Annotated in this window: 16 protein-coding genes; 3 read left to right on the forward strand and 13 right to left on the reverse strand. The window is 54.7% G+C overall.

The window, feature by feature from the left end:
• Nucleotide 1 precedes the first annotated feature (1 nt).
• From ACL2XM_RS14135 to rimK, 7 genes are all read right to left on the reverse strand, one after another.
• Nucleotides 2-526: a YbjO family protein gene (locus tag ACL2XM_RS14135; RefSeq protein WP_413722372.1), complete on the reverse strand. Its 525-nt coding sequence runs from the start codon at nt 524-526 to the stop codon at nt 2-4.
• 71 nt (nt 527-597) lie between these two features.
• The gene (potI, locus tag ACL2XM_RS14140) at nt 598-1,443 is read right to left on the reverse strand and encodes a putrescine ABC transporter permease PotI (protein WP_410015932.1); all 846 of its coding nucleotides are present in this window, start codon (nt 1,441-1,443) and stop codon (nt 598-600) included.
• Nucleotides 1,440-2,402: a putrescine ABC transporter permease PotH gene (potH, locus tag ACL2XM_RS14145; RefSeq protein ID WP_410015933.1), complete on the reverse strand. Its 963-nt coding sequence runs from the start codon at nt 2,400-2,402 to the stop codon at nt 1,440-1,442. Before potH ends, potI begins: the two co-directional genes overlap by 4 nt.
• Nucleotides 2,403-2,416: 14 nt before the next feature.
• Nucleotides 2,417-3,550 carry a putrescine ABC transporter ATP-binding subunit PotG gene (gene potG / locus ACL2XM_RS14150; protein ID WP_410016594.1) on the reverse strand — a complete coding sequence of 378 codons (1,134 nt, stop codon included), beginning with the start codon at nt 3,548-3,550 and terminating at the stop codon, nt 2,417-2,419.
• Between the two features lie 124 nt (nt 3,551-3,674).
• Nucleotides 3,675-4,787 (reverse strand): spermidine/putrescine ABC transporter substrate-binding protein PotF, encoded by a 1,113-nt coding sequence (potF, locus tag ACL2XM_RS14155; RefSeq protein ID WP_410015934.1) that lies wholly within the window; start codon nt 4,785-4,787, stop codon nt 3,675-3,677.
• Nucleotides 4,788-5,163: 376 nt separating this feature from the next.
• Nucleotides 5,164-5,643, reverse strand: coding sequence for a YbjN domain-containing protein (locus tag ACL2XM_RS14160; RefSeq protein ID WP_413731117.1), 480 nt, complete (start codon nt 5,641-5,643; stop codon nt 5,164-5,166).
• Nucleotides 5,644-5,912: 269 nt separating this feature from the next.
• Nucleotides 5,913-6,815, reverse strand: coding sequence for a 30S ribosomal protein S6--L-glutamate ligase (gene rimK / locus ACL2XM_RS14165; RefSeq protein ID WP_413731119.1), 903 nt, complete (start codon nt 6,813-6,815; stop codon nt 5,913-5,915).
• A 243-nt stretch (nt 6,816-7,058) separates the two neighbouring features.
• Between rimK and ACL2XM_RS14170 the strand changes: the two genes are divergently transcribed.
• The gene (locus tag ACL2XM_RS14170; protein ID WP_410015937.1) at nt 7,059-7,325 is read left to right on the forward strand and encodes a GrxA family glutaredoxin; all 267 of its coding nucleotides are present in this window, start codon (nt 7,059-7,061) and stop codon (nt 7,323-7,325) included.
• A 72-nt stretch (nt 7,326-7,397) separates the two neighbouring features.
• Here ACL2XM_RS14170 and ybjM read toward each other — a convergent pair whose 3' ends face one another.
• Nucleotides 7,398-7,766 (reverse strand): inner membrane protein YbjM, encoded by a 369-nt coding sequence (gene ybjM / locus ACL2XM_RS14175; RefSeq protein ID WP_413731121.1) that lies wholly within the window; start codon nt 7,764-7,766, stop codon nt 7,398-7,400.
• A 1,515-nt stretch (nt 7,767-9,281) separates the two neighbouring features.
• On the opposite strand from ybjM, the gene ACL2XM_RS14180 reads away from it, so the two are divergent.
• On the forward strand, nt 9,282-10,574 hold the full coding sequence (locus ACL2XM_RS14180; protein WP_410015940.1) for a serine/threonine transporter: 1,293 nt from the start codon (nt 9,282-9,284) through the stop codon (nt 10,572-10,574).
• A 54-nt stretch (nt 10,575-10,628) separates the two neighbouring features.
• Here the strand turns inward: ACL2XM_RS14180 and ACL2XM_RS14185 are convergent, their stop codons facing one another.
• From ACL2XM_RS14185 to ACL2XM_RS14200, 4 genes are all read right to left on the reverse strand, one after another.
• Complete coding sequence (locus ACL2XM_RS14185; RefSeq protein ID WP_410015941.1) at nt 10,629-11,828, reverse strand: serine hydrolase; 1,200 nt, start codon at nt 11,826-11,828, stop codon at nt 10,629-10,631.
• A gap of 280 nt (nt 11,829-12,108) precedes the next feature.
• The gene (locus ACL2XM_RS14190) at nt 12,109-12,768 is read right to left on the reverse strand and encodes a methionine ABC transporter permease (RefSeq protein WP_410015942.1); all 660 of its coding nucleotides are present in this window, start codon (nt 12,766-12,768) and stop codon (nt 12,109-12,111) included.
• Nucleotides 12,761-13,777 carry a methionine ABC transporter ATP-binding protein gene (locus ACL2XM_RS14195; RefSeq protein ID WP_410015943.1) on the reverse strand — a complete coding sequence of 339 codons (1,017 nt, stop codon included), beginning with the start codon at nt 13,775-13,777 and terminating at the stop codon, nt 12,761-12,763. Before ACL2XM_RS14195 ends, ACL2XM_RS14190 begins: the two co-directional genes overlap by 8 nt.
• Nucleotides 13,778-13,849: 72 nt before the next feature.
• Nucleotides 13,850-14,692 carry a MetQ/NlpA family ABC transporter substrate-binding protein gene (locus ACL2XM_RS14200; protein WP_413731123.1) on the reverse strand — a complete coding sequence of 281 codons (843 nt, stop codon included), beginning with the start codon at nt 14,690-14,692 and terminating at the stop codon, nt 13,850-13,852.
• Between the two features lie 368 nt (nt 14,693-15,060).
• On the opposite strand from ACL2XM_RS14200, the gene ACL2XM_RS14205 reads away from it, so the two are divergent.
• Complete coding sequence (locus ACL2XM_RS14205; protein ID WP_410015945.1) at nt 15,061-15,687, forward strand: glutathione S-transferase family protein; 627 nt, start codon at nt 15,061-15,063, stop codon at nt 15,685-15,687.
• A 133-nt stretch (nt 15,688-15,820) separates the two neighbouring features.
• Here ACL2XM_RS14205 and ACL2XM_RS14210 read toward each other — a convergent pair whose 3' ends face one another.
• On the reverse strand, nt 15,821-16,930 hold the full coding sequence (locus ACL2XM_RS14210) for a PQQ-dependent sugar dehydrogenase (protein ID WP_413731125.1): 1,110 nt from the start codon (nt 16,928-16,930) through the stop codon (nt 15,821-15,823).
• Nucleotides 16,931-16,962: the final 32 nt, after the last annotated feature.

A 16,962-nucleotide genomic window follows, 5' to 3' on the forward strand; every position in this document is an offset into this window, starting at 1 on the left:
ATCACCGGCCGCGTTTAAAAAACCGCCGGCTGGAGATCGGCGCGAATAACAGCAACACGATCACCATATCCGGCAGTTTATGCATCAGCAGTTCGCCGGAGATCTCCGCGGCGCTGGCGCCCGGCAGCGCGAACATTTCAGGATAAAAACCATTCCAGGTGGCCAGGAACAAATAGCCGGCGCTCAGGCCCTGGCACCCGGCAAAATACCAGCGCGCCCAGGAATGACCGCGCATCACCGCAAATCCGCAGCGCAACTCGACGAACAGCACCGTGAGGCTTGCCAGAAACAGCAGCGTCAAATCCCACGAGCGGCTGCTGGTCTCGATAAAACTGCGCACCCCCTCCACACCCAGGTTGCTGGTCAACATCAGCATGCCCAGGCAGCGGGTGGCGACGATGGCGCTGCCGGCGACCAATACCGCCACCGGCACATTACCGCGCCAGCGCGTCCGTTCCGCCGCGGCGCGCTTTAGCATACGCCAATGCAGCGGGCCCGTATTGCCATCCCTCAGGATGTCCGACATGGCCTTTCTCCTTGTTATTACGCCGTATTAAACAGCGGCACACGGATAAAGACTAGCAGTAATCTGCGCAATCAGCCACGGGCCGCCCGCTGGCGATCCCGCAGGCGTTGCTTTTCAGCGCGGGACATCAGCCACCAGGCGATCAGGCCGATAATGCCGACCACGCCCAGGATGATGGTGGCCAGGGCATTGATTTCCGGATTTACCCCCATCCTGACGCTTGAGAACACCAGCATCGGCAACGTGGTGGCCCCCGGACCGGCGACAAAACTGGCGATCACCAGATCATCGAGCGACAGGGTAAAGGCCAGCAGCCAGCCGGATACTATGGCCGGGGCAATCATCGGCAGCGTTATAATAAAAAACACCTTGATGGGCGTGGCGCCCAGATCCAGCGCGGCTTCCTCGATGGAGGCATCCAGCTCGCGCAGCCTGGAATTGACCACCACCGCCACGTAGGCGGTACAAAACGTCACGTGCGCCAGCCAGATGGTGAACATGCCGCGCTCCGCCGGCCAGCCGATGGCGTGCCCCAGCGCCACGAACAGCAGCAGCAGCGACAGGCCGGTTATCACATCCGGCATCACCAGCGGCGCGGTCAGCATAAAGGCGAATCCGTTGGCGCCGCGAAAGCGGCCGAAACGCACGATCACCACCGCCGCCAGGGTACCCAGGATCACCGCCATGGTGGCGGTGGCGGCCGCCAGCGTCAGGCTGAGCGACACGGCGCTTAGCATCGCCTGGTCATTGACCAGGACGCCATACCACTGCGTCGACCATCCGGCCCATACCGTGACCAGTTTCGAGCTGTTAAACGAGTAGATGACCAGCATCAGCATCGGGGCGTACAAAAAGGTAAACCCGGTGATTAAAATCACGATGCGCCAGGGCGAACGCACGACAGGTAGCGTATTCATGCCCGATCCCCCAGGGTTTTATTCTGATGTTTATGGAACCACATAATCGGCACAATCAGCAGCAGCAGCATGATAACCGCTACCGCGGACGCCACCGGCCAATCGCGGTTATTGAAAAATTCCTGCCATAAAATGCGCCCGATCATGATGCTGTCGGGGCCTCCGAGCAGCTCTGGAATCACGTATTCGCCCACCGCCGGAATAAACACCAGCATCGAGCCGGCGATAATGCCGCCTTTGGTCAGGGGAACAATCACCTGGAAAAAGGTTTTCATCGGCCGGGCGCCGAGATCGAGCGATGCCTCCACCAGGGAATAATCCAGCCGTGTCAGCGCGGTATAAATGGGCAGGATCATAAACGGTAGATAGGCATAGACCACTCCGATATATACCGCCAGATTGGTATGCAGGATCACCAGCGGCTGATCGATAACGCCGAGCCACAGCAGGACGTTATTGAGAATACCGTTGTTTTTCAGGATCCCCATCCAGGCGTAGACCCGGATTAAAAATGACGTCCACGACGGCAGGATAACCAGCAACAGCAGGATATTGCGCGTCGAGGGTTTACTGTGGGCCACCGCCCAGGCCATCGGGTAGCCTATCAGCAGGCAGAAAAAGGTGGAAACGGCCGCGACCTGCAGTGATTGCAGATACGCCTCGATATACAGCGGATCGTCCAGCAGTTGCAGGTAATTGGCCAGGTTCAGCGAGATATCCAGCTTACCGTCGAGCCAGCTGACCAGGTCGGTGTAGGGCGGGATCGCCCGGGCCATCTCCGCCATGCTGATTTTGAAAACAATCAGGAACGGCAGCATAAACAGCAGCAACAGCCACAGGTACGGCAGAAAAATCACCGCCTTGCGCCCATGGCGCATCTGCAGCCTTGTCAAGATGCGGGGGGTGTTGACCCGCTCGACGGCCGGCGGGGGCAGTAATTTTTCGTCAGATGCAGACATGATGTTCCCCTGTCCTATACCGTCAGCACAACACAGCTGTCCGCATCCCAACAGAGACGCACTTCATCCCCCCAGGTCGGCGTGCCTTTTCGGTAACGGTGCGCATTTTGCAGCTGCGCGCTGATGGTCTGGCCGCTTTGCAGCAGCACATGGTAAATGGAGAGATCGCCGAGATAGGCGATATTGACCACTTCGCCGACGGCAAAGTTAAAGCCGTCCGCGGGCACCTCCTCGCACAGCATGATTTTTTCCGGCCGCAGCGCCACATGCACCGGCACGCCGTCAACCACCGACACATCGGAATTCACCTGCAGCGGATGCACCAGGCCGGGACTTTGGATAATGAGCGCATCGTCGTGACGCTCAACCAGCAGGCCGTCGAACATATTGACCGAACCGATAAATTCGGCGCTGAAGCGGCTGTTGGGATGCTCATAAATCTCTTCCGGCTCGCCGATTTGCACAAACTTGCCCCGGTTCATAATGGCGATGCGTCCGGCCATGGTCATGGCCTCTTCCTGATCGTGCGTGACCATCACGCAGGTCACCCCGACGCGTTCCAGGATATCCACCACTTCCAGCTGCATGCGGTCGCGTAATTTTTTATCCAGCGCGCCCATCGGTTCGTCAAGCAGCAATAGCTTTGGCCGTTTAGCCAAGCTGCGCGCCAGCGCCACGCGCTGGCGCTGGCCGCCGGAAAGCTGATGGGGCTTGCGGGCGGCGAATTCCTGCATATGCACCATCGCCAGCATCTCCGCCACGCGTTGCTTAATCTCGGCGCGCGGCAGTTTATCCTGCTTCAAGCCGAAGGCAATATTCTGTTCCACCGTCATATGCGGAAACAGCGCATAGGACTGGAACATCATATTAATGGGCCGTTGATACGGCGGCATATGGGACAGGTCCTGGCCGTCGAGCACAATCTGGCCATGGGTGGGTTGTTCAAAGCCCGCCAGCATCCGCAGCAGCGTGGATTTACCACAGCCTGACGCGCCCAATAAAGCAAACATTTCCCCTTTATAGATCGTTAAACTGACATCATCGACCGCCGACTGGCCGTCGAAGGTTTTGGTCAAATTGCGAATCTCCAGCAATGGCGTTACCATTTTCTGGGTTTTGGGCTGTGGGCGGGGTATGGCATCGTTCACTGACATGACTCTCCGGAACAGAAGAAACGGATAATCGTTAATCGTCTACCGTCTCTGAAATAGCATAACAGGCGGTATGAAACCGCCTGTTGGTTAGCATAATGTCAACCCTGCGGCGGGCAGATTACTTGCCGCTTTTTACCTTGGTCCAGGCACGGGTGATAACCCGGTCTATTTGCGGCGGCTGAACTTTAAGGCTAAATAATTTAGCGCGCACCTCGGGCGGCGGATAAATGCCGGGATTATTGCGCACCTCTTCATTGACCAGCGGCGTGGCCGCTTTATTGCCGTTGGCATAGAATATCTGATTGCTGACCTGGGCAATAACCTGGGGGTCCATCAGAAAATTAAGGAACTGATAGGCCTCGTCGGTATTTTTGGCGTCGGCCGGAATCGCCAGCACGTCAAAAAACGCCAGCGCGCCTTCCTTAGGAATACTATAGGCGATATGAACGCCGTTCTTCGCTTCCTTCGCGCGATTTGCCGCCTGCATCACGTCGCCGGCCCAGCCGATGGCAACGCAAATGTCCCCATTTGCCAAATCGTTGATATATTGCGAGGAATGGAAATAACGGATGCTGGGGCGCAGCTTTAACAGCAGATCGGTGGCCGGCCCGGTATAATCCGCGGCGTTGGCGCTGTTCGGATCCTTGCCCAGGTAATTGAGGACGGTGGCGAATATCTCCGAGGGCGCATCAAGGAATGAAACGCCGCAGCTTTTCAGCTTCGCCAGGTTTTCCGGTTTTAACACCAGATCCCAGCTGTTTACCGGCGCGTCCGCGCCCAGGATGGCTTTGACCTTATCGACGTTATAGGCAATGCCGGTGGTAGCCCACATATAGGGAATGGCATATTTGTTATCAGGATCGTGCTGGCTGATAAGTTTCAATAATTCCGGATCCAGATTTTTATAATTCGGCAGTTTACTTTTATCCAAAGGCTGGAATACCCCGGCGGTTAACTGTCGCTCCAGGAAACTGGCGGAAGGTACCACCACGTCAAAGCCGGTACTGCCGGCCATCAGTTTACCCTCCAATACTTCATTGGAGTCGAAAACATCATAGATGACTTTTATGCCGGTTTGTTTTTCAAAATCCGGCACGGTGTTCGGCGCAATATAATCCGACCAATTATAGACATGCAGCGTTTTTTGTTCCGCACCTGATGCGGTGACGGACGCAGCCATCAGCAGGCCGGCAACTATACCCGACAACCATTTTTTACGTTGGGTGAACATCCGTTGCTTCCTCCAAATCCCGGTCAATAAAAGATATTTCTGTATAACGTCGCCGGTATACAGTGCTTAAATAAGCGCAGCGGCTGTTGGCGGCACCGTGAATAGCCGATCCCCCGCGGACGCGCGCGGGGAGATAACGTTATGAAAACGGTTGTCCGACGGATCACGCGCAGCATCGCAAGCATAACCGCAGCGCCACTGCGACGCCAGCGATCCGCAAAAAAAATGGCTTTAATCGATTAATTATTCACTAATTAGTGAACAAATCTGGTATTGGACGCATAAATGACAAAGGATCTGCGCTCGCGCGGGCGCAACGACAGCATAAATGATGGGAAGGTACCGGGAGGGCACGCCGCCTGCGGCAGGCGGCAGATCAATGGATAACCGGAAGGGTATTTTTGGCGTCGGCGGGCTGTTCTTCGCCGTCAATAAACAGCAAATCATTGGCACGCGCTTCCAGAATCAGCATGGAAATCTGTTCTTCGGACTGCTGCATAAAATGTTTAAACTGACCAAAGGTCACGCCCACCTCAATGCTTAACGCCTGGCACGCCACCAGCTTGGGCAAGTTATCGTCCTGAATATCGATAAAGGCCTTCACCATCAGCGAACTGGCATTTATCTGACTTAAATCCCCCACCAGCGCTATCAGCGCGGTGGGACGCACCTCCGCCAGGGCGGAAAATAAAATGACGTTATCGACCAAATCAACTTTGGCATCGAAGATACCGTCAAAATTTTGCATATGCGGCAGATGCAACGCCTGGCAGGAGTCACACTCGAAAAACGTCAGGCTGAGCTTTTCCAGCCAGCGTCTAAGGATGTCCAGATCCGGGACAACAAGTGAATCCATGAAGGCCAACCTCTAAATGAAAAATGCGAAACGGGGCATAGCTTACGGAATAATCGTCAAAGGTGCCATGGACAAACGCAGGAAATTATTTTAACAGTCGGCCCGGCCGGTTATCCGGGCGTAGCGGCGCGCGGCGCGCTATTGCGCGGCAAACAACATCATATTGATTTTTAATAGATAGCTTTCTCATTAATCACCATAGGTCAGACCAATGTCCGCCCCCCGGGACAAAATCTGAAAATGCCCTTTTTGCCGCGGGTACGGTGGATTTACAAGGTATTGCCCGGTTTTAACATTTTCTGGCCGTGCTGTTCGATGTATTCAATCATCATTCCGGCAATATCGGTGCCGGTGGCGGTTTCCACCCCTTCCAGGCCCGGCGAGGCATTGACCTCCATCACCAAGGGCCCGCGCCGCGCCCGCAGGATATCGACGCCGGCCACATCAAGCCCCAAAGTGCTAACCGCCTTGATGGCCACCGCCCTCTCCCGGGGGGTAATGACAATTTTGCGGGCCGAACCGCCCCGATGAAGATTGGAGCGGAAATCTCCCGCTTCGGCCTGGCGTTCGATAGCCGCCACCACCCGGTTGCCCACCACCAGGCACCGGATATCGCAGCCTTTCGCCTCCTGAATATATTCCTGCACCAGAAACTGCGCCTTCAAGCCGCGAAAGGCGTCGATAACACTCTTGGCGGCCTGGGATGTTTCAGCCAGCACCACGCCGATGCCCTGAGTGCCTTCCACCAGCTTCACCACCAGGGGCGCCCCGCCCACCATGGCAATCAGATCGCCGGTATCGTCCGGGGAATCGGCAAAGCCCGTCACCGGCAGATCGATGCCCTCTTTTGCCAGCAGTTGAAGGGAATGCAGTTTATCCCTGGCGCGGGTAATGGCCGAAGAACCGTTGAGCGCATAGCTACCCAGCATTTCAAACTGGCGCAAGACCGCGGTGCCGTAAAAGGTGATGGCGGTGCCGATACGCGGGATAACCGCATCGTAATGCGCCAGGCGATTGCCGCGGTAATGAATGGCAGGCGCGTCGCAATTGATGTTCATATAGCAGGAGAGCGGATCGATGATATCCACGCTATGACGTCGGGATTCGGCCGCTTCCCGCAGTCGCCTGCAGGAAAACAGGGTGCCGTCCCGGGATAAAATGGCTATTTTCACGGTTTACCCAGATTGATCATAGTGGACCGGCTCATAATAATCCGCCCGCAGGCGCGGGTCGAGAAAAGTTTAGCGTCCCGGGACGGTTTGCTCGCGCATGAAACAGATAGGCGGGATGCATTGGACTAAAAGGTATTTTCTGCTTTTTTTTGACGCAGGTCACAGGCATAGTAGCTGTCAGCGAAAAGCATAACCGAGTGCAAAGATTCGTTTCGTTTTTCTTTTATGCGTTAAGGAGTGTATATGTTTGCTGTCATTTTTGGACGTCCGGGCTGTCCTTATTGTGTGCGCGCTAAAGAGCTGGCTGAAAAACTGACCGCTGAACGGGATGACTTCTCTTTCCGTTATGTCGATATCCATGCGGAAGGCATATCCAAGGCCGACCTGTCGAAAACCGTCGGCAAACCCGTGGAAACCGTGCCGCAAATCTTCGTCGATCAGGTTCATATCGGCGGCTGCACTGATTTTGAAGCTTACGCGAAAGAAAACCTCAGCCTTTACCAGCAATAATCCGCACTGCTTTATCACTGCATCACTGCCATGGAAGCCAGCCCGGGCTGGCTTTATTCTTTTATGCCGCCGTCAATGCGCCGCCCCTTTGTATATCACGCCGGCAAAGTAACACCCCAGCGCGCCGCAGGCGCACCAGAATACCGCGCTTAACGTGTAGGCAAGCTGATACCACAGGCTGATGGATAAACCATGTCCGAGGTAAAACAGCAGCAGGCAAAAAGGCGAAGCGATCAGGGCGCCCACTATCGGATTGATGATTTTATTCTCATGCAACAGCAGGCTGCCGACGATGCCGGGCAGTAAAAACAGCAGCAGGCCAAATGCCGCACCGTGATCCCCGGTCTTCATCACTTCGAAGCCGCTGACCTGGCTGGCAAAGATTACGCCGAACAGTACAGCACTGCTTATGGTTCCAGCCCAATGCCGGTAGAGCGCCATTTTTGCCTCCCATAATTCACGCTGTGATCAAAACGCCCTAGAAAAAAACGCGATTTCCCGGTGATGAATGCCGCCCAGATCATCCCCGGCCGCCGGTCATCGGCAGAAAATGTTTACCGCGATAAAATGACGTATATTTTCCCGGCGTCGAGGGAAAAACGGCGCCAAAGGCGAACGTCCGGTAACCGTCAAATCCCGGGACGCTTACCTGGCGGCAATAATTGTGTATTCTAAGATTTTATTCTAATGAATATACTTGATAATCTCATAATTATCAAACAGTTGCTGGTAACAATAAAGTTATGGCCCATGCTTATTAAGGTGGCTGATTTGTTACGCAAGAATGAAATTTTGTTATTCATTGTGAGAGAACAATCACACCCCGATGGACATATAATACCGATGATAATCTTCCAACCTTGTCATTAGCCTGACTTTTTTTACGGTAAATAAAATAATTTCTTTTTTTGCCCAGGGCGCGGCGCTGAAACGCTTTTTGCCACCATCAGACCTTTTCTATCCATGGCGGCGTGGCAATAAAATGAAAATTTCAGTTTTTTCTTATGATGACACGCCGCCCTCTTACATTAATTTTTTTACATAAACAGCAGCCACCGGCCGCGCGCGCCGCGCCGGCCGTACGCGTTGCCGGCTGCTGCCGTACGGCGCGGGCGCCGACGCATAAGCCCGGCGCTCATGGCGCCGGTCGGAAATGAGATTTTTTTGATCTAACGCAGAACTTTCGCTTATGGCCGCAGTCTGAATATGTGCCACTGCTTTTCTTTGATGTCCCCAAATTGAGGAGCCCGATCGTCCCGCCTATTAGGTTCAAGACTTTCGGGTTTTTTATTGTCCGCTATTCCCCCGGTCATAACGGTTGCCTGGCGCATCGAGCGGCGGTTTCCCCGGTACAACCTGCACCTCTGCGCCCCTGCGCTGACGCCGCCACCTGCAGGCCGGGCAGCGATTTTTTAGTCTGGTCGTTGGGCCGGGGCCGTATTATCCCCTATTATTCCACGAAAAATGACTAATTCAATTACAGTAAATTAATTAAAAGATAATTCATAATAACAGCAATAATAAATGCCGACATTAGGTGCTTGGCCGCATAATAGCGTTATAGGGGTGCAGGCTATTGGGCAGGCATTAATCTCATGACGGCGGCAGGTCGAAAAAAACGCCGCCGATGCCAAAAAATATTATTATATTAAAGCGTTAGATAACTTTAACGTTAATGAACCATTACAAATATTATAGCAGGAGTTATTATTATTACGCATTAACCTGACCCGTACTGCACCATTAAATAATCGACTTAGATCAAAAAAATCAACATAGCGCATGAATATCCCGAACAAATTCTATATTATGTCCATCTGATCTCACCACCCAATATTATTTACCTGATGACTCGCTCTTACTGTTTTTCGTAACTGCTATTGCAATAAAAGCGGCTATGTAATAAGCCTTTGCAGTTTATATATTATTCGTTCCGCTTTGTTTTTTGGAGATATAATGGATACAACTCAAGCCACCACGGAAACACTGGCCCATCGGACCGCGTCGGCATCCTGGAGCAAAACGGATGCTGTCTGGATGATGGGGCTTTATGGCACGGCTATCGGCGCCGGGGTGCTGTTTTTGCCCATCAATGCGGGTATCGGGGGCCTGGTGCCGCTGATCATCATGGCGCTGATTGCGTTCCCCATGACCTTTTTCGCCCATCGCGCTTTATGCCGCCTGGTGTTGTCGGGCGACGGCGCGTGCCGGGATATTACCGACGTGATTGAGCAACACTTCGGCGCCCGGGCGGGCCAGGTGATTACCCTGCTTTATTTTTTTGCCATTTACCCCATTCTGCTGGTCTACGGCGTCGCCATCACCAATACCGTCGACAGTTTTATTACCCATCAATTGCACCTTACCGCGCCGCCGCGCGCGCTGCTGTCGTTGATCTTGATCATGGGCCTGATGACCGTCATCCGCCTGGGTAAAGAGATTATCGTCAAGGTCATGAGTATGCTGGTATTTCCCTTTGTCGCGGTGCTGTTGTTCCTGGGCGCGTTCCTGATGCCCCACTGGAGCACCGACATTTTCCATACCGCCCTGCCGCTTCGCGGCACAGGAAACGGCGGGTTATGGCATACCCTGTGGCTGGCGGTGCCGGTGCTGGTATTCTCGTTTAACCATTCACCCATCATTTCCGCCTTCGCCATGTCGAAAAAAAAGGAATACGGCGATAACGCCGAGCAAAAATGCTCGCGCATTTTATTATACAGCAACATCCTGATGGTGCTGACGGTGATGTTTTTCGTTTTCAGCTGCGTCCTTAGCCTCTCGCCCCAGGACCTGGCGCACGCCAAAACGCAAAATATCTCCATCCTGTCCTTCCTGGCCAATCACTTCAACAATCCCTTTATCGGTTTTTTGGCGCCGGTCGTGGCGTTTGTCGCGATAACCAAATCCTTCCTCGGCCATTACCTCGGCGCCAGCGAGGGCTTTATCAGCCTGCTGGATAAGGCGCTGCGCAAGCCGGGCAGAACCGTCCATGAGGTTACACTGCACCGGCTGACGGGGCTGTTTATGCTGGCGTCGACCTGGCTGGTGGCGACCATCAACCCCAGCATCCTGGGTATTATTGAAATGCTGGGCGGCCCGATTATCGCCATGCTGCTTTTTCTGCTGCCCATGTATGCCATAGCCAAGGTGCCGGCCATGGCCCGCTATCGCGGCGCGGCCAGCAATTATTTTGTTTGGGCCATAGGCTTTATCGCGCTGTCGGCGATTCTGTATAAGCTGCTGGAATAAGGTGGGATAATGCCTCCCGCTGGGAGGCATCATAATAACGGAAGACGAGACGGCCTATTTGCCAAACCAGCCGTGTATGGTCTGTAGGATCCAATCCCAGATGTTGCGGAAAAAGCCGCCTTTCTGCACTTCATCGAGCACCACAAGCGGGCGTTGTTCGACAACCTTGCCGTCCAGTTGAAAATCAATGGTTCCTACCACCTGGTGGCGAGCCAGCGGCGCCTCAAGATGAGGAGACGCCAGGGTAAATGACGCCTTCAGGTTTTTCATCTGGCCTTTAGGCAAGGTAACAGACGCATCCTGCGCCACGCCCAAGTCCACCTCACTGCGATCGCCGAACCAGACCCGCTGGCGGGTAAAGGGTTTGCCGGCGGGAATCAGCGTCAGCGTTTCATAAAAATTGAAGCCCCAGGTGAGGATTTTTTCGCTCTCGCGAAAACGCACCCCGTCGGTGGGCGCGCCCAGCACCACCGAAATCAGCCGCATGCCGCCAGGGGTGATAGCCGACGCCACCAGGTTATGGCCCGCGCCATCGGTATAACCGGTCTTGATGCCGTCCACGGTGAGATTGCTGTTCCATAACAGCCGGTTGCGGTTGAGTTGTTTAATCTTGTTATAGGTGAATTCTTTTTGTTTATGCAGGGCATATTCGTCCGGGACATCCCGAATCAGCGCCTGGCTGATGATCGCCATATCCCGCGCGGTGCTGTATTGCCCTTCGGCATCCAGGCCATGCACGGTGAGGAAATGGGTATTTTTCAATCCCATGACGTCGACATATTTGTTCATCAGGCTGACAAACGCATCCTGACTGCCGGCGACATAATCCGCGAGGGCGATACTGGCATCGTTGCCCGACTGGATCACCACCCCGTTGTTCAGATCCGCCACGGAGACCTGCTCTCCGGGCTTCAGGAACATCAGCGACGATCCGCGCAGTACGGGGTTACCCGTGGCCCAGGCATCCTTGCCGATGGTGACTTTATCCTGCTCCGTGATTTTTTTGGCCTTCAGGGACTGCCCAATCACATAGCTGGACATGATTTTTGTCAGGCTGGCGGGGTCGAGACGCAGATCGGCATTTGACTCCGCCAGCACTTTGCCGCTTTGATAATCCATCAGGATAAACGCCTTGGCGTTTACTTCCGGCGCGGCGGGCGGCGTATCGGCCCGGGCTGCGGGGATGAGGGCCAGCACCAGCAGTGCGCCCAGGGTCAGGGTGGTTTTTTTTTGTGGAAAAATGTCATTCTTCATGGCGTGGCCAGAGTATCCCTTCAACAATGGTAACCGCGTTACTCACGGTAGAGATCCCAACAGAGTTTGATGACAAAGCCATACCTTGGGATGATGGGCAAAACCATAAACATAGCGATGTTCCTGATCATCATACCCGTTTTAAATTTGTGTGCTGGTTTGTCAGCCGTGCAAACACATCAAGTCTATGCGAAACAGTTCAACTTTGCCGCAACGGCGATCAATTTTCAGCTCTTTTTACATTTTTTTATCTTACCGCCGCCTGACGGCGGGCGGCGGTTTAGCGTTTACTGCGCCGGTCGGCGCGTTGTGCCAAGGCGTCGCCCAACACCTGGACTATCTGGACTAAAATAACCAGCGCCACCACGGTAATTATCATGACGTTGGTTTCGTAGCGGTAATAACCAAAACGGATGGCCAGATCGCCCACCCCGCCGCCGCCGACAATCCCCGCCATGGCGGAATAGCCGATAAGGCTGACCAGGGTGATGGTCAACCCGCGTAATAGACCCGCCAGCGCCTCCGGTAATAACACCGTGCAGATGATGCGCATCGGGCTGGCGCCAAAGGCTTCGGCAGCCTCGACAATGCCGGGATCCACTTCGCGCAGCGCGCCATCCACCAGACGGGCATAAAACGCGATGGCCGCCACGGATAACGGCACGGCCGCGGCGATGGGCCCGATGGTGTTGCCCAGCAACAATTGCGTTAACGGCAGCAGCAGCACCAGCAGGATGACAAAGGGTATCGAACGGATGATATTTACCAGCACCGTGCCGCTAAGATAGAGGGCGCGGTTTTGCCAGAACAGATGGCGGTCGGTGACATAGATGAGAAAGCCCAGCGGCAGGCCGCCGATAATGGCAAACAGCGTGGCGATCCCTACCATCTGGAAGGTTTCGCCAAACGCGGCAAAAAGATCGAGCCATAAATCAGCCATGCAGCACCTCCACGCGCGCGGTATTTTCCTGGATATAGGCGACCGCCAGGGCAACCTGTTCCGACCTGGTGGGATGGGTTAACAGCGCCACCAGCACGCCCAACGCGCGGTAGCCGATATACTCAATTTTTCCGTGCAGGATATTCACCGACACGCCGAAACGCGTGGCGACATCCGACAGCACCGGCTGCTCGGCGGAGGCGCCGACAAACAATATTTTCAACAGGGTACCGCGTAAATCCTGCATTAAGCGGGGCGGCAGCTCCAGATTAAAGGTATGCGAAACCAGTTGCCGGGTAAATTCGTGCCGGGGCGTGGCGAAAATGTCAAAAACCGCCCCTTCCTCCACCACTTTCCCCCCGGTCATCACCGCCACGCGGTCGCAGATGGTCTTGATGACCGTCATTTCATGGGAAATCAATACAATGGTAATGCCGAGGCGGACATTGATTTCCTTAAGCAGCGTCAGTATTGATGCCGATGTTTCCAGATCCAGCGCCGAGGTCGGCTCGTCACACAGCAACACCTCAGGCTGGTTAGCGATGGCGCGTGCGATGCCGACCCGCTGTTTTTGCCCGCCGCTAAGCTGTGCCGGGAAGGCCGCCGCCTTATCGGCCAGGCCCACCAGCGCCAGGATTTCCGGTACCCGCCGGGCGATATCACCGGAGGATTTGCCGGCCGCACGCAGACTGAAGGCGACGTTCGCCGCCACCGTGCGCGTATGCATCAGGTTAAAATGCTGGAAAATCATGCCGATTTTTTGCCGTTGCCGGCGCAGCGCGCCGCCGGAAAGCGCGCTGACCCGGACGTCGTTAACGATAACTTCGCCGGCGCTTGGCCGCTGGAGCAGGTTGATGGTGCGCAGCAGCGTGCTTTTGCCCGCCCCGCTGGCGCCGACGATACCGTAGATTTCACCGCGTTTAATCCGCAGGCTGACGTCGTCCACCGCACGGGCGCCCGGTTGCTTTCCCTGTGGGAAATCCACGCTGATATGGTCTAACTGAATCATTATCCGCATACTCCAAAATCACATCCAAAGCGGAAAACCGCCTGCCGGACAAGAGTGCCGGCAGGGGCTTGGTCAGGGTTTAACCTGGGGGGCGGCCTGCATCCATTCGGGTTTCTGGAATTGGCTGAACATCGAGCCGGGTTGGTTAATCACCGCAGCATACGCCGGCGATTCCACCGCGGCCTTGATGTCTTTGACAAAAGGTTTATCCAAATCGTCGGTGCGTACCGCAATGACATTTTTCAGATTTTCATCCAGCGTTTCCAGCGCCAGGGCCGATGACATCTTCAGGCCCGCGGCAATGGCAAAGTTGCCGTTGACCAGCGCGCCGCTGGCGCTGTCTAGGGTGCGCGGCAACTGGGCGGCCTCCAGCGGCTTGAATACCAGGCCGCGCGGATTCAGGGCGATATCGCGTTCGGAGGCTTTAGTGGGGTCGATATCCGCCTTGATTTTAATCAGACCCAGTTTTTCCAGAAAACGCAGGCCGCGCGCCAGGTTGGTGGGATCATTTGATAGCGTGATGATATCGCCCTTCTTGAGCTCGCGGATAGCGGTGATTTTATGCGAATAGAAACCCATGCTGGCGGTGGGCACGGTGATAAGTTTACTCACCTTAAGGTTTTTGTCGGCGGCAAACTTTTCCAGATACAGCGTATGCTGGAAAAGATTGGCGTCAATACTGCCGTTGGCCAATGCCATATTCGGCTGCACATAGTCGCTGAACTCCCGCACCTCCACCGTATAGCCTTTCTTTACCAGCTCAGGCTTGATGGCCTGCTTCACCATATCCCCATAAGGACCCGGCGCGACGCCGAAGACAATGGTTTTTGGATCGCTGTTCGCCTGGGCCAATTGCAACCCCAGGGCAAACAGCCCTACGGATAAAACCGCGCGCACGATTTTTATCACTATCATAACGATACCTTTCCCTAAATGAATGGACCCGGCCAATGGCCGTAAAACCCATGATTAAAGCATAATTCCCAGGCGGACATCGCGGATTCTTGCCGCGCTATTTTTTTTTGAAACAAAATATCGTTTAAAGATGCATGTTTAGATAATTATCAATTAGCGCAATAGTTTACAGGTTATAATTTATGAAGACCGGTTAAACCATGAAGATATGTCCGGGAAAAGCTCATTTTCTTTTTATGCGCTAAAATCAGGCTTAATACGGCGATAAAAGGCGGAGCAGGTAAACCGGTTTTTTTACGGCATAACCCCCTGTTAGGCCACGCTGAAGATTGCCCAACTATTTAGAAAAATATAACGGAGAAGGCGCAATGTTGACAATCTGGGGTCGTGAGAATTCAGTGAACGTGAAAAAAGTACTGTGGTGCGCCGCGGAACTTGAACTGGCGTTCAACGTAATACCGGCTGGCGGCGAATACGGTAAAAACAAGGATCCGCTGTTCCTGGCGTTAAATCCCAACGGCCTGGTGCCCTGCCTGCAGGATGATGATAACGATTTGGTGCTCTGGGAATCCAATACCATCGTACGCTATATGGCGGCAAAATTCGGCCAGGACCAGTGGCTATTAGCGGATGCGGCGGTACGCGCCGCCTCTGAAAAATGGATGGACTGGACGTTATCCAGCCTGTCGCCGGCGTTACAGCCGGTGTATATCAATCTTATCCGCACGCCACCGGCCAAGCGTGATAAACAATTGATAGAAAACGGCATTAAACGATGCGAGGAATTATTGGATATCGCTGAAACCGCTCTGGAAAAACACCCCTATTTTTCCGGGGAAAAATTCGGCATCGGCGACATTCCCATCGGATGCCTGGCGTATAACTGGTTTACGCTTGATATCGAGCGCAAACCACGTACCCATCTGCAAACCTGGTATGACGCCATTTCTTCCCGTCATGCCTTCAAGACGCGGGTCATGCTGCCGCTGAGCTAACCCGGGCCTGCCGACCGGCATGATGACGCGATGCGGGCCCGGGCGGAAGCGCCCGATCCCCGTGGCGGCCGTTGCCCGTCATGCGTGCGTTACGCTGTTCAAATACCGCAGCCATCGGCTATCAGGCCGGTGGTTATTCCAGCCCAAGCCTGAGCAATTTACCGTCCCGCTCGTCGGTGAGCGCGTAGACGAAGCCGTCGGGTCCCACGCGCACATCGCGGATGCGCTCATGGCGGTCTTCCAGCAAGCGTTGTTCAGACTTCACAACGTCTCCCTTTAGCGTCAGTCTGATTAACGCCTGTTGTTTTAATGCGCCGATAAACAGCGAGTTCTTCCACTGCGGAAATCGATCGGCGTTATAGAACGCCATACCGCTTATCGCCGGCGATTTTTGCCAATACCAGGCGGGTTGCACCGTGCCCGCGACCACACCGCCCTGCGCTTCGGGGATTTTCAAACCCGAGTAGTTAATGCCGTAAGTGGCGATCGGCCAGCCAAAGTTAGCGCCTTTGGTGATGATATTCACTTCATCGCCCCCCTGAGGGCCGTGTTCATTCTCCCAGATGACGCCGGTCCAGGGATTTAATGCCATTCCCTGCGGATTGCGATGCCCCAGGGACCAGATTTCCGGACGGGCATTATCGTCGTGGACAAAAGGATTATCCGGCGGTATTTCGCCATCGGCGGTTAAACGGACGATTTTGCCCTGGTGTTTGGTCATATCCTGCGCCGTGGGGCGGCGATTATTTTCGCCCAGGCTGATAAACAGAAATCCTTGCCGGTCAAATACCAGCCGTCCGCCAAAATGCTCGCCGCTGGACAGTTTGGGCTGCTGGCGGAAAATCACTTTAAAATCGGTCAGTTGCAGATTATTTTCCGATAAACGGCCATACCCGACCGCCGTCCCCGCGTCGTCTTTGCCCGCTTCGGCATAGCTAAGATAAATGCGCCGCGACTGTGCAAAATCCGGGGCCAGGACCACATCGAACAGCCCGCCCTGGCCGTGGGCGTAGACCTTTGGCACGCCGGCGATGGGGGCCGAAAGGGGCTGGCCGGGCTGCCAGTAGCGTAGCCGTCCCGGTCGTTCGGTAATCAACATACCGCCGTCCCGCGGCAAAAATGCCAGGGACCAGGGGTGATCCATACCCGTGAGCAATTGGGTGACCTGAAGTTCCGCCGCCATGACCCGGCCGCTGAAAAACGCCAGGCCGGCCAACAGCAGCAGAGGTGTTATCCAACGCATGGTGTTCTCTCCATTTTATCGTTCCCCTTAAG

It is taken from the genome of Sodalis sp. RH20 (assembly GCF_047324205.1).
In the GTDB taxonomy this organism is placed as follows: Bacteria; Pseudomonadota; Gammaproteobacteria; order Enterobacterales; family Enterobacteriaceae; genus Acerihabitans.